The following is a 13,144-nucleotide window of genomic DNA, read 5'->3' as shown; positions in this document are numbered from 1 at the left end:
CTGAAGTCATGCGGCAAAGTTCTCGAGAGCAGCTTCAACCGTGGAATACATGGCGATCAAATCCGCGATACCGGTGATCTTGAGCGGCCGGCTGGTCGCCGGCCCGTCAGCGACGACAGCAAACCGCATCTCGGTGCCCTCGACCTGATTGTGGGCCTCCATCAACACCTGCATCCCCGCCGACCCGAGAAAATCCACTTGGGTGAGGTCGACGATCAGGCCCGCAGGATCCTTGGCCAAAGCCGCCTCAACGGCGCCTTTCAGCTGGGGAGCGGTGAGCATGTCGAGGTCACCGGACGCGGCGACCACCGCCACACGTCCGACCCAGTTCTCGGTACAAAGCTGTCCGTCCAAACCTCACCTCTTGCTTGGGGGCCCCTAAAGCAACCTCATTCAACATCACGAGGCTGCAGTCTGAACCCGCCGCTAGAGTATCGACTTCGTCAACTCGGTGCATCGACAGCACCGAATTGCGCCGGTCGCGGAGCAGGTTCTTTGACATATCGGCAGGTCCGCAGCTCTGTCCTGGTCGTAAAACGCGCGTTGGTACCGCCCACGCGTTAGTGTCGGCGTACCGCAAAGCCCCCGAACGAAGGGTGATCAATGGGTTCCATCTCTCTGCTCGCGCGACGAGTGATCATCGTCGGCGGGTTCGCGATCGCAGCAGCGGCGCCGGTGGTCGGGGTGACACTGGCCGCACCGGCCAACCCGCCTTCGTATCTCGCCGACTGCCCGGCCGGAGAAGAGCCAGACAATTTCACCAGCCAGTGCGTACCCCATCTGGTACCGAACTCGCCGGATTCGGCTCCGGCTTCCGCCCCTGCGTCAGCACCCGCCGATGCCGCCACGACGGGTGAGAGCCCGAGCATGTGCCCGCCCGGAGTCAGCGGCTCCGAGTGCGGCGGCTCGACCGGAGGCCAGGCGAGTTCGCCGCAGCCGGAGTTGCCCGCGCCGGTTCCCCCGCAGGAACCCGAACAGGAACTCGCCGAGGTCGTCACACCGGGATACTGACGCCGCTTCGCGGGGACGGATTTTTCGGCGGGATTTTGCAAGTCACGCCTCGCTGCCGATGCGGCGGTGGGACACTTTTTGCGTTAGCCGGTTTCGCGGCTGACGCTGGGAGGTCCGGCGATGACCTTTGCGCCGCACAAATCCATGGCGACTGTTGTGATGGCAGCCGGAGTTCTGGCCGTGCCCAGCACGGGGTCATCCGGCGACGCACTCGGCAACCCGGCCGCGGCGCATCCGGTGAAGCCGCTCAGTTCGACTGCGGCCATCGCACCTCCGGCAGTTGTCGCGCCGCCGACACCTCACCCGCTCGTCAGTGGATCGTTACGGGTCAGCCGATCTCCGAATGTGCTGGTGCCGTGGACCTTTAGCGCCGTTTTGCCGGACGTCGATCTCGAAGACGACGTCGCACGGGTCAATACACCGCGTCGGAGTGTGTTCGCGCTCCCCGTTCGTCGGCCGACCGGCGGTGTGTCGCCTTCGTCGCTGGGCGGCACTAACGCCACCACCTTGCTCGTCCCGTCGACACCGAACTTCGCGACCGACTTCATCGCGTTCTTCATCAGCGATGGTGATGAGCCGGGTGAGAATGCCGGGTTGCTCATCGGCAACGGCGCCGACGGTGTGGCACCTGGCCAAGCGGGCGGGCGCGGTGGCCTGCTGTTCGGCAACGGCGGAAACGGTGGTCCAGGCGGCCGAGGCGGAGACGCTGGTCTCATCGGCAACGGCGGCGACGGCGGTAACGGTGTTGACGATATCCAGTTGACAGGCAACGCATCTGGCGGATCCGGCGGCGACGGCGGTCGTGGTGGTCTGCTGTTCGGAAACGGCGGATCGGGTGGCAGTGGAGGTGACGCGGAAGGCGGCGCGAACGCGACCGGTGGCGCGGGTGGCGCCGGAGGCAACGCCGGATTGTTCGGCCGCGCCGGGAACGGCGGCGCCGGAGGAGCCGCGACGACATCCGACGACAACGGCATCGCGCTCGGCGGAGCGGGCGGCGACGGCGGAAGCGTGCTCGGCATCGGCGCCGCGGGCACCGGAGGCGACGGCGGCAACGCGGACTCCCTCGACCTGCACTCAGTCGGCACCACCGCGGGCGCTGGGGGCGACGGCGGCACCGTCGGGTTCATGGGACCCGGCGGAAACGGCGGGGCGGGCGGAATCGCCGATGGGTTCGCGGACACCGTCGCCGGTGCTGGCGGCCAAGGCGGCGATGGCGGTGCGTTCATCGGTGCAGGCGGCAGCGGCGGGGCGGGCGGTGACGCGTCGAGCGGTCGCGGCGCCGCCACGGGTGGTGACGGCGGCGGTGGCGGTCAAGCCGGACTTGTGGGCGACGCCGGTGCGGGCGGCGTTGGCGGGGACGCGGATTCGCAATTCATAGAGCAAGCCACCGCAGGCGGCGGCGGCAGCGGCGGCAGCGCCAAGCTGATCGGAAGCGGCGGCGCAGGCGGTGACGGCGGTACGGCGCTGGGAGTAACCGGCAGCGACGCCGCAGGCGGATCCGGCGGTGACGGCGGCAACGGCGGTCTGTTATTCGGCAGTGGGGCGGTCGGGGGCAACGGCGGTGCCGCAGAGGGCCTTCGGGCCGTCACGGGTGGCGCCGGCGGGCACGGCGGCGGCACCGGGATCAACGGCAACGCGGGTGACGGCGGCGCAGGCGGTGCGGCCAAGACAACCGGCGACGGCAGCGACGCGATCGGGGGTGCGGGCGGCACCGGCGGCAGTGTTCTCGGTGTCGGCGACTCCGGTGACGGCGGCGACGGTGGCGGCGCGTCGGCGTTGGACCTGCACAGCAGCAGCACTCAGGGCGGTGACGGCGGATCTGGTGGCAGCACCGCAGTCAGCGGTTCGGGCGGCGACGGCGGCACGGGGGGCTCCGCTGCCGGGTTCGCCAACACCGTCGGCGGCGACGGAGGCGGCGGCGGAAACGGCGGCGCGCTCAACGGAAACGGAGGTGCGGGAGGCCCAGCGGGCACCGCAACCGCCAACGGTGCGGTCAGCACCGCCGACGGAGGCACCGGCGGCGACGGCGGAAACGGCGGCGTCCTGTCGTCGGGAGGTGCGGGCGGTGATGGCGGCTCAGCGATCGGCACCGCACCGGCCCGCTCTGGCGGCGACGGCGGGGACGGTGGCAACGGCGGCATCGGCGGGGGTGGCGACGGCGGCGACGGCGGCTCCCCCGGCGGCGCCGGCGGCGAGGGGGGAAGTCCGGGCGGAAGCGACGGCGCCGACGGCTGACCCGACGAGGTCACAATATCCAGGGGTACAACCCGTACATCGGGTAGTTGTTGACGAACGGCGGGGCGTCGTTGATCTGTGCGTTGCCCGGTGAAACGCAGACGCTACCGGCGCGCGTCGACGTGCATTTCATCGGTGCCGGCTCGATCTGTTGATCGGCGACGGGTTGTACCGCCGGCTCAGCGGCTTGTGCGACCGGCGCCAGAGCGATCGCTACCGCTGCGATCACCAGCCCTACGATTGATTTGAGTATCATCTCCATACCTCCTGATTTGTTATGGCACAACTAGATCGGCATCCGGTATCCGAAGTACTCGTGGTCTTCGTTGTAGCCGCCGTGACCCCATCCGACATCTTTGAAACTCTCGACGAACTCGACGGCCTCGATCCACTTGACCTGTTTGAAGCCGAGTTCGAGTTCGTTGCGCAGGCGCAGCGGTGCGCCGTGCAGATCGGTTAGCGGTTCACCGTTCATTTCGTAGGCGAGCAGGGCCATCGGTTCGCGCATGTGCTCGATGCGGTGGCAGTCGTAGTACCGGCCAGTGCCCGGTTCAGCTCCGTTGGCGAACGAGTAGAACACCACCCAACGCGCCGTCGGGAGCGGCCGGACGATGTCGATGATGTCGCGCATGCGGACCCCGGCCCATTTCGCCACTCCCGACCAGCCCTGGATGCAGTAATGCTGGGTTATCTGTTCATGTTTGGGCAGCGCCAGGAGTTGGCGATAGGACAAATCCACCGGGTTCTCGACCAAGCCGGTGATGCGGAGGGTGAAGTCCGACCACCCGTCGGCCCGTAGCTGGCGCCAGTGCTCGGAGTCCGGTAGCCGGCCGTTAGCCCAGAAGTACGGCGTGATGTCCTTCTCGCGATAAGTGGCCTTGGGATGCGTGCGTTCCATCCATGCCTTGGCCCAGCCGACGATGAATCGTCCGGTGAGCTGCACGGCTCTCGGATAGCGAAGCGTCACGGGGGTGGCGATCAGCCAGAGCACGGTCACCACCAGCGCGGCCAGCGCGAAAATAACGAGGCCCCAATAGGACTGCGTGTCCGTGCCCAGCGTCATGTGGTTGAGGTTTGCGACGGCGCCGGTGAGGAACACCATCGCGACGTGGCTGGCGATGAAGACCAGCATCCAGATCAGCACGATGAAGTGGATGGTCCGCGCGACTTGTCGGTTCAACGGACCACGTCCCGTCCCGAATCGCGCCGCGACGGCCGGAGCCTGGAGCAACCCGGTGGCCAGCGCCAATGGCGCGGCGATGAACACGGTGATGAAGTACGCGAGGACCTGCAGGCCGTTGTACTCGGCGAACCCCTCGTTGGCCGGAAAGTTCAGCGACGCATATTGAATGGCTGTCGACAGGGCGTTGGGAAACACGGTCCACTGCGGCACCAGCCGCTGCCACTGGTCGGTGCTGAAGAGCAGCACGTAGAAGATCGCGCCGTTGATCAGCCACAGTAGGTCGAAGCTGAAGTGCCACCACCGAGCCAAGCCGATCGAGTGGCGAAACCCCGGGATGCCCAGTTGCTTGGGCAGCGACACCGCGTCGTCCTTTGATGTCCACACCCGCCGCGGGTCGCTCTTGTCCGTACGGTCGGCTGGCACCGGATGGCTCATCCGGAACCATTCCGATCCCGGACGACAACCCGAGTTCAGGTACAGCCGTGGATGATCGGCAAGAATCTGCACCCCCGACCGGATGATGAACATCATGAAGACGATGTTGAAGAAGTGCTGCCAGCGCAGCCACGCGGGAAACCCCGTGTCGACCGGTGTGGCGTAGCTCGGCGAGGTGCCGGGGTACCGCGCGATGAAGCTCTGCACCCAACCGAATGTTCGCAGCTGCTGCGCGATTGCGATGACGATGACGAGCCCGACGACCGCGAGAAGAACAAGCCACAGGACGTTGACCCACCTGCGCCCGATCCGCACCGCCGGCGCCTGGGCTGGCACCTGGCCAATACCGCCGGCGAACTCGGTGACGTCGACGCGCTGTCGGAAAACCCCTTCGGGTTCATGGTGATCCAGCAGGGTCCGCGGCGGCATGGCCGATGCGGGACGTTGGACTCTTGTCACGCTCCACCTCCAGGTTGGCGGCAGTACGCCGCACACTTCCGTCAAACACCCGCGGGCTGGACCGTGGCTGTGTACTGGCTGTACCTCTGTTGGTAACGGCTTCAACGGCAGCCTGAACTGCACCTATGGCCGATGTGATGTTGCACACGGGAGTCGTCGCCACCGCATACGGTCTCGGCGGCTGCGCGCCGCCTCCCGTCGTAAACCCTTGCGTCACAGTGGTTCCTCCAGTCCCAACCCGGGCAATTCTGTCGGTGCTTCGAACTAGTGTTCGATTCATGAGTTCGGGTGTGGTGTCGAATCGGGAGGCCATCGTGGCGGCCTTCGATCAGCTCGACTCTGCTTTCGACGCGGTGCTCGACCTGCCGTTCGACGTGATGACGGACTCCGAGAAACTGGCGCTGATCGTCAGGCTGGAACGCAACCTGCGCCGCGCGCCGGCCGTCCAGCACCGGTTGGTCAGCGCACTGGCGGACGAAGCCGATCCGCGCGCATTGGGTGGCACATCATTAGGCAACGTGTTGGCGACCGCGCTGCGCATCACGCCGAAGGCCGCAAACCAGCGCATCAAAGACGCCGGCCGGCTCGGTCCGCGACATACCTTGACCGGAGAGCCGCTCGAGCCGAAGTTCCCAAACGTCGCGGCCGCTCAGCAACGCGGCGACGTCGGCGAGGAACATCTGCGGATCATCACCAAATTCTTCGACAACCTGCCCTCCTATGTCCCGGCTGACCTGTGCGACGCATTGGAGGCGCATCTCGCGGATCTGGCCAGCGGGCTCGGGCCGGAGCAGCTGCGCAAGTCCGCCGATAAGTTGGCTCACCTGGCCGACCAGGACGGTGCGCCGCCCAGCGACCACGAGCAGGCGCGCAAACGCGGGTTCGACATTCACGAGCCGGGCCCCGACGGGATGAGCAGAGTCAGCGGCTGTTTGGACCCCGAAGCGCGCGCGTATCTCGAGGCAGGCTTCGCCAAGCTCGCCGCTCCAGGTATGTGCAACCCCGATGACGAGAACCCGCGTGTGGACGGGGAACCCGATGCCGACGCGAAGGCGGCCGACTTTCGCACGGCGAGCCAACGCAGGCACGATGCACTCAAGGCGATCGGCCGCGCGATGCTGGCATCGGGGCAATTGGGGCAGCACAACGGCTTACCGGCCACCGTCATCGTGTCCACGACACTGCAAGAGCTGCAATACGGGGCCGGCCACGCGGTCACCGGGGGCGGATCGCTGCTGCCGATGAGGGATTTGATCCGGCTGGCCAGCCACGCGTATCACTACCTTGCGGTTTTCGACAAGCACACCGAAGAAGCGCTCTACCTCGGTCGCACCAAACGCTTCGCGTCGCCGGGACAGCGAATTCTGTTGCACTCCAGGGAACGCGGATGTTCGCGACCGGGATGTACGGTCCCCGGTTACTGGAGCCAAGTTCACCATGTGGACGGCTGGGCCGATGGCGGAACCACTGACATCAACAACCTCACGTTCGCCTGCGGCCCCGACAACCGGCTTGTCGAAAAAGGCGGCTGGACCACCCGCAAACGCGCAGACGGTCGCACCGAGTGGCTCCCGCCACCGCATCTCGACACAGGCCAAACCCGCGTCAACAACTATCACTTTCCGGAGCGATACCTGTTGCCCGACGACGATGACGAGGACGTCCCGTAGCGGTGGGGCTCACGCATGTCCATAGCCTTTTAGCCCCGCAAACCGGGCGCCGAGAGGCGGATAATCGGAGCCAGAGCAGTCACCGCCGTAGGAGGGTAGTCATGATCAGAGCGCATACCGTGGTGGCCGGGGAAACGTTGGCGGCGTTGGCGTTGCGCTTCTATGGCGACGCGAAGCTGTATCGGCTGGTCGCCACCGCCAGCGGGGTCGCCGACCCCGACGTAATCGCCGTGGGACAGCAACTCATCTTCCCCGACTTCACCCGCTACCGCGTGGTCGCCGGAGACACGCTGCCCGCGTTGGCGCAAAGGTTCTATGGGGATCCGGACCTGTCCCGCTTGATCGCCGGCTCCAGCGGGGTCACCGAGTCCGACGCCGTGAGCCCGGGTCAAGAGCTGATCGTGCCGGACATCACGAGATACCGCGTCACTCCGGGAGACACGTTGGCGTCGCTGGCATCTCGGTTCTATGGCGACGCGTCGTTCTATCCGTTGATCGCTGACGTCAACCGCATCGCGGACCCGGCCGTCATCCGCGTTGGCGCGGAGCTGATCATCTTCGTCGGACGCGGCGACGGGTTCGGGTTGAGGATCGTGGACCGCAACGAGAACGACTCGCGTCTGTGGTACTACCGATTTCAGACCGACGCGATCGGCTGGAACCCCGGCGTCAACGTCCTGCTCCCCGATGACTACCGCACCAGCGGACTCAGCTACCCCGTCCTCTACCTGTTCCACGGCGGCATACAGGACTTCCGCTTTTTCGACTTCGCGGGCATCCGCGAGCTGACTGCGGGAAAGCCGATCATCATCGTGATGCCCGACGGCGGGCACGCAGGCTGGTACTGCAACCCCGTCAGCTCGTTCGTCGGCCCGCGGAACTGGGAGACATTCCACATCGCGCAGTTGCTGCCCTGGATCGAGGCGAACTTCCGGACGTTCGCTGAGTACGACGGCCGCGCGGTCGCCGGGTTCTCGATGGGCGGCTTCGGCGCGTTGAAGTACGCGGCCAAGTACTACGGGCACTTCGCCTCGGTGAGCAGCCATTCCGGCCCGGCGAGTCTGCGCCGCGACTACGGGCTCGTCGTGCACTGGGCGAACATCACCTCGGCGGTGCTGGACCTGGCCGGCGGCACCGTCTACGGCGCGCCCTTGTGGGATCAGGCCAGGGTCAGCGCCGACAACCCGGTCGAGCGCATCCCCAGCTATCGCAACAAGCGGATCTTCCTGGTCGCAGGCACCAGTCCTGATCCGCTCAACTGGTTCGACAGCGTGAACGAAACACAGGTGCTTGCCGGCCAGCGGGAGCTTCGTGACCGCCTTGGCGCAGAAGGCATTCCATACGAAGCCCATGAGGTGCCCGGCGGCCACTTCTTCCGGCCCGACATGTTCGTCGTCGACCTCGACGGCATCGTCGCACGGTTACGCCCAGCGTCGCCGCTATAACACCCGCCGCAGGTTCAAGGCCGCGGCGGTGGCTGGGCCGACGATGCCGTCGACTTTCAGACCGCGGGTGCGTCGCTGAAACTCCCGGACTGCCGCCTCGGTCAGCGGGCCGAAAACTCCGTCGATCTCCAGACCGCCTGCGTATGCCGGGTATTCATCCCTGAGTTGGCGCTGAAGCTGGGCGACCAGCGGTCCCTGCGAGCCGCGGAAGAGCAGGACGTCGGCGTACTGGCCCTCGGGCACCGGCGGCCGCGGCGTCGACGCCGGATCGGGAACGGTGCCGATGACGGCTTGGATATCCCATCGCAACAGATCCATGTCGATCGCGCCCGGATCCCATTTGCCTTGTGCGCGACCGGCATACTCCTTGTGTCCGATCGTGCGGCTGGAATTCTGTGCCAGGCGGCGGTTGATCGCGGCGCAGCTACGCACCAGCGCGTGGTACTGCGCGTCGGGCCAGTTGGCGCGGTGTGGTGCGGTGGGACTGGTGCCGGAGTTCGCGCACTCGATGCCGATCATGTGCCAGTTGGCCATGTTGGTCGGCAGCCAGGGGTACATGCCGACACCGGCGTGCCATGCGACACCCACCGCGACGACGGTGACCGTGCCGTCGCGGGCGATGTGCAGTTGTGACAGCGGGCCTGGAAGATCAAGTCTTCCGTAGGCGATGGAGGCTGCGCTGGCGTTGTCGGCGCCGGTGTGGTGGACCATCACGCCGCGGATATCGCGGAAATCGCCGTGGCCGCGGTCGCGCCAGCCAGGAAACTCGACAAGCCGAACACCCTCGGCGCGAAGCGCATCCGCAAGCCACACCGGGTCGCCGACCCATGGTCTTGTCTGGGGCACAAATCTCCTTTCGCCGCGTAATCGACGTTACGCGTGCGACTGGGGACGGTCGGCAAAGCCCAGCGCTACACCGCGATTGCGGCGCTGTCCACCCCGATGATGCCGACACTGTCGAAGGCGTCGACGATCGCCTGGCGCTCGAGATCGGTGAGGCCCAGATCCTGGGCCGCGCTCAGCACCGCCGAGCGGGCCTGCCGGAACGACGCACCGGGCGACAACCCGTACAGCGACTGGTAGAACACCTGCGCCCACAACTCGTCGGACACGTCGGCGGTGCGCCCGTCGGTCATCATGCGATAGGCGGCGTGACTGAAGATTGTGCTGTTGCGGTGTTGTCGCAGCGTCGAATTGAATTGGCTGTAGTGCGCGAACCCGCCCAGCGATGCCGGGTCGGCTATGTTTCGGATCGCGCATCCGGTGCCCGGCTTCGGCGATGAACAGCCGTAGTCCTCGGCGATCAGCCAGCGTTGCTCATCTTGTTTGCCCTCGATCAGGCTGCCCAGAATGTCGGCGTACGCCTCCTCGAGCGCCTGGGATTCGATGTCCTGCCCCAGCAGCCTGCCGTGCTGGCCGACGACCACCGTGTCGATCACCGCGTGGGTGTATTCGTGAGCGACGATGTCCAGAGCCGCCTCGAAATCATGGCCGAATACAAAGATGTCGTCGCTGCGATCCCAGTAGGCATTGTTCAGGATATGCGACACGACGGTGACCCTGATCGGTGCGGCGGCGGCATCGTACGACGTGTGCTTGAGCGTCGAGTCGTAGTAGGTGTAGGTGACCAACATGTTGGCTTGCGCCGACACCGCCGACGGATCCCATTGCCCGCCGGCCACCCGGATCACGTAATCACCTGGTGGATCAACCGGATACTGCAGGCCGTCGGATCCGGCAGCGGTCACGGCGGTGTAGATCGATATGTCGCGATTCGGGTCGACGAGGTACCAGGTGTCGAACTCCTCGCTGTAGCCCACCACGATCTCCCGCGCGGCGCCCAGCAGATCGTCGGCCTGTTCGGTTTCCATGGTGATCAGCGTGGTCACATGTGTCGTGGTGACGGTTATGGCCGGAAAGCCCACCCTGTCAAGCACATTGGCGACACCGGTCTCGATGCGGCGGTACAGCCCCCAGATTGCGTCCAGTACCGGCACGATCGGGTTCGGCGCGGGGCCGGTGGCTTGCGGGTCGAATCCGAGCAGCCCCAACACGCCTAGCACCACGCTGCGCACAGGGTTGGGTTTGACCTCGCGCACCGTGATGACATCGACTAACAACACATGGGTCTCGTCGGCCGGGACGGCGTTCTCGACGACCGTTGCGAGCGGCGTCGCGGTGTCGTCGAGCGCAATCGATTCGGCCAATTCGTCGACCATCGGTGTCGGCGACGCGTCGATGTCGACCGCTGCTGCGACTGTCGATAGCAACGAATCAGCTTGTACTCCTGCGGTTTCCGAACCCCGCGTGGCGCCCGCGTCATCTCCGTCGGTGGTGGCTTTGGCGGCGACGTCCTCGTAAGCCTCTTCGGTGACCGGATCGGCCTCCGGATCGACGACGGGGTCGGCTTCGAGCAGCGACGGATCTAGGCCCGCTTCCGCTTCGAGCAGTTCAGGTTCCGCGTCGACCTCAGCCGCTTCCTCGAGCACATCAGATTCCGCGTCGAGGTCGGTCAGCTCGACGTCGAGTTCGGATGACGCCGCGTTCTCGGCCGACGCCTCCGAAGAGTTTGAATCAACTGTCGGGGCGTCGGGGGCCGACGTAGAGCTGACCGTGTCGGACGACTCCTGCGGCGCTGCCCAGGCAACGCCTGGACCGAAGGCCAGCGCTGCGCTGAACCCGACTGCGACCGCGGCATAACGCAGGCAATTCGTGCTGTTGCCTGTGGTCATCGTTCCTTCTCGCCCCGCACTCCCCGGCAGACCGGCCACGTTATTGCCGCCTCAGTCAATTGCCAGCAAACACGGTAGCACCGCGGCGGCGCGCTGCGCGGCGTTTCGCCTCCCAGATGGCGGACCCGCTGACCGACCTTCAGCGCGATGCATGTCCTTCGCGGATCGGCAGGGACGCCATACGCGGATAGCGGATCGCCGGCCCGAGTGGATTTCCGGGCCGAGGGGCCCGATGGCGATGGGCGCGCGTGATTGGGCCGTTCGGACATCGTCGAAAATGTCGTTCGGAGTGGCCGTGAACCGGTAGTCGAATGTGGGGAGGCCGGCGTCGAGGACGTTGGGAGCGGCGCTACTGGGATCCATCGATGTCTCGACGGCCAAGGCGCCCGGAATCCGATTAACCTCGGCCGGTGTGAACTTATCCGTTCAATTCAGGGAATCTCTCTCGACTGTTGAGGCTACGCAGGAGAGATCCCAGTAGTCGGTCGACGACTCGTTGTGGGGCGGTCTCAATTTCCTCCAGCGACGCGGAGGTCCCTGCCGTGTACTCATCGTCACTGTAGGGCTCCGAGTGCCCGAAAACGTGGCTATGCACCGCGTAAGAAGTCTTCCCGCCAATCCCAGCGGCGATGAGCCCGAACTCCCAAGATCCGGCGTAGTCGAACTTCGTCGAGACGACACCGCTTAGACGCACAAGTAGTTTGGTATGGCCAACGATCAGTTCCTCGAACACGTACTGCAGCTCTATATCCCGGCGGCTAGCAGCTATGGTCGCTCGGCGAGATCCCACGACGAGAACTCCCGACTCTCGGATCTGAAGCTCGGCTGCACGATCGCTGTCGAAGCGGTCGTTCTCCATCCCGGTCGTGATCGCTACCCCACCAGCTCGTCTTCTAAATCCGAATGCCTGATTGAAGGTTGGAACGTAATGGTGCAGTTCGCTGACGCCCGCCTGTTCCAGCATCTCCACGGCCAACCCCTGCCAATCACCAACCATGGCCGAGAATGCCGTCAGCATGCCGGGCTTGGGACTGAGCGGCACCGCCACGGCGACAAGCATCGGCTCGTCGCTTGCCGCACGGGTGAGGAACTTGTCATGTTCATTTCGGGCGACTTCGATGACATCCTGCTGTTGCATACTTTGCTGCTGATGTAGGCGCAGGACTTCGGCGTGGGACAACACGTTGTTCCGCTTATCGCCTCGTCCGTAATACTTCCCGTCAGCCATATGGGGTGCTCGCGGCGACGCCGGGATGCGGACCACTAGCACCCCAAGGCCGCTTCCGGACGGGATCTCAATGGGGGTCGTCGAAACCGCAACGCCTTCTTGAACTCGCATCGCCCCGATTTGTTCCACGCGCTCGGAAAGCCCATCCAGAGCCATAGGTGCGATCGTTGGCGGAGAGGTCTCCTCGTCCACGCCGATCAGGATGGTTCCGCCGTCCAAAGAGAATGCAGCGATGTCTTTCGCAAGTCCCCTATTTCCGGCGTCCCCCGCCGGCAATTCTCGCTTCAAATCGAGGTAATGGGTCTCCTCCAACATTCCGTTGGCGGCAGCGTCGCGAATCTCTTGCTCTGTAGATGGTGACCAGATCACAGTCGCCGAGTATGCCGAAGCGCAGACTGCGAAGAACCCCTCCTGGATAAATTTTAGGTCTCTGGACTGCGAGGGCTCTTGGCCAGGGTCAAGGCTGAGGCCGCCCGGCGGGGTCACCCCCCAGGGCTCGAGGCGGGCCGTCTGGCTTGCCCGTCCGCTCGCGGCTCCACAAGAACCGCCAAACTCGCGGCGGTGAGAATTTCGCTAGGCCAGGGTCACCGGGAGGGCGGCTATCTGGGGGACACCCTCCACCCCGTGGGGCGCGGCGTGGCTCGTGTTGTCCGGTCATCATCGGGCTGTCCTGGCGCGGGTGACGGCGTGCTTGCGCGCATTGCATCCTCTGCAAAGGGTTTGCAGCTCGCCGCGTGGATCGCCGC

At 65.6% G+C, this 13,144-nt stretch carries 10 protein-coding genes and 1 pseudogene; 4 read left to right on the top strand and 7 right to left on the bottom strand.

What is annotated here, in order from left to right; translation table 11 throughout:
- Positions 1 to 6 precede the first annotated feature (6 nt).
- On the bottom strand, positions 7 to 315 hold the full coding sequence (locus tag ABQE93_RS25635; protein ID WP_448411777.1) for an STAS domain-containing protein: 309 nt from the start codon (positions 313 to 315) through the stop codon (positions 7 to 9).
- Between the two features lie 288 nt (positions 316 to 603).
- Here ABQE93_RS25635 and ABQE93_RS25630 point away from each other — a divergent pair, with 288 nt between their 5' ends.
- Together ABQE93_RS25630 and ABQE93_RS25625 are read left to right on the top strand one after the other, a co-directional pair.
- The gene (locus tag ABQE93_RS25630) at positions 604 to 1,011 is read left to right on the top strand and encodes a hypothetical protein (protein WP_448411779.1); all 408 of its coding nucleotides are present in this window, start codon (positions 604 to 606) and stop codon (positions 1,009 to 1,011) included.
- A 159-nt stretch (positions 1,012 to 1,170) separates the two neighbouring features.
- On the top strand, positions 1,171 to 3,246 hold the full coding sequence (locus ABQE93_RS25625; protein WP_448411781.1) for a PE family protein: 2,076 nt from the start codon (positions 1,171 to 1,173) through the stop codon (positions 3,244 to 3,246).
- Positions 3,247 to 3,256: 10 nt separating this feature from the next.
- Here the strand turns inward: ABQE93_RS25625 and ABQE93_RS25620 are convergent, their stop codons facing one another.
- A complete protein-coding gene (locus ABQE93_RS25620) occupies positions 3,257 to 3,475 on the bottom strand; it encodes a hypothetical protein (RefSeq protein ID WP_448411782.1) in 219 nt (72 codons plus the stop codon).
- Between the two features lie 57 nt (positions 3,476 to 3,532).
- The gene (locus ABQE93_RS25615) at positions 3,533 to 5,293 is read right to left on the bottom strand and encodes a molybdopterin-dependent oxidoreductase (protein ID WP_448411799.1); all 1,761 of its coding nucleotides are present in this window, start codon (positions 5,291 to 5,293) and stop codon (positions 3,533 to 3,535) included.
- Positions 5,294 to 5,601: 308 nt separating this feature from the next.
- Here ABQE93_RS25615 and ABQE93_RS25610 point away from each other — a divergent pair, with 308 nt between their 5' ends.
- Together ABQE93_RS25610 and ABQE93_RS25605 are read left to right on the top strand one after the other, a co-directional pair.
- Positions 5,602 to 6,993 (top strand): HNH endonuclease signature motif containing protein, encoded by a 1,392-nt coding sequence (locus ABQE93_RS25610; RefSeq protein ID WP_448411784.1) that lies wholly within the window; start codon positions 5,602 to 5,604, stop codon positions 6,991 to 6,993.
- 101 nt (positions 6,994 to 7,094) lie between these two features.
- A complete protein-coding gene (locus ABQE93_RS25605; RefSeq protein WP_448411786.1) occupies positions 7,095 to 8,438 on the top strand; it encodes an alpha/beta hydrolase-fold protein in 1,344 nt (447 codons plus the stop codon).
- On the opposite strand, the gene ABQE93_RS25600 is transcribed toward ABQE93_RS25605, so the two are convergent.
- The 4 genes and pseudogenes from ABQE93_RS25600 to ABQE93_RS25585 all read right to left on the bottom strand — a co-directional run bounded on the left by ABQE93_RS25600 (position 8,433) and on the right by ABQE93_RS25585 (position 12,767).
- Entirely contained in the window at positions 8,433 to 9,284 is an 852-nt protein-coding gene (locus tag ABQE93_RS25600) for a peptidoglycan recognition protein family protein (protein WP_448411788.1), read from the bottom strand. The genes ABQE93_RS25605 and ABQE93_RS25600 overlap by 6 nt on opposite strands.
- Positions 9,285 to 9,349: 65 nt before the next feature.
- Positions 9,350 to 11,170 (bottom strand): M4 family metallopeptidase, encoded by a 1,821-nt coding sequence (locus tag ABQE93_RS25595; protein ID WP_448411790.1) that lies wholly within the window; start codon positions 11,168 to 11,170, stop codon positions 9,350 to 9,352.
- Positions 11,171 to 11,374: 204 nt separating this feature from the next.
- Positions 11,375 to 11,533, bottom strand: a pseudogene (locus ABQE93_RS25590) (cytochrome P450); the annotation flags it as partial.
- Between the two features lie 55 nt (positions 11,534 to 11,588).
- Positions 11,589 to 12,767 (bottom strand): AlbA family DNA-binding domain-containing protein, encoded by a 1,179-nt coding sequence (locus ABQE93_RS25585; protein ID WP_448411791.1) that lies wholly within the window; start codon positions 12,765 to 12,767, stop codon positions 11,589 to 11,591.
- Positions 12,768 to 13,144 lie beyond the last annotated feature (377 nt).

It is taken from the genome of Mycolicibacterium sp. XJ662 (assembly GCF_053484035.1).
This window is presented reverse-complemented; position numbering and strand designations above follow the sequence as displayed.

Coding starts and splice junctions, on each gene's coding strand:
- ABQE93_RS25630 (WP_448411779.1), top strand. CDS start 604: ATGGGTTCCATCTCTCTGCTCGCGCGACGAGTGATCATCGTCGGCGGG.
- ABQE93_RS25625 (WP_448411781.1), top strand. CDS start 1,171: ATGGCAGCCGGAGTTCTGGCCGTGCCCAGCACGGGGTCATCCGGCGAC.
- ABQE93_RS25615 (WP_448411799.1), bottom strand. CDS start 5,293: ATGCCGCCGCGGACCCTGCTGGATCACCATGAACCCGAAGGGGTTTTC.
- ABQE93_RS25610 (WP_448411784.1), top strand. CDS start 5,602: ATGAGTTCGGGTGTGGTGTCGAATCGGGAGGCCATCGTGGCGGCCTTC.
- ABQE93_RS25605 (WP_448411786.1), top strand. CDS start 7,095: ATGATCAGAGCGCATACCGTGGTGGCCGGGGAAACGTTGGCGGCGTTG.
- ABQE93_RS25595 (WP_448411790.1), bottom strand. CDS start 11,170: ATGACCACAGGCAACAGCACGAATTGCCTGCGTTATGCCGCGGTCGCA.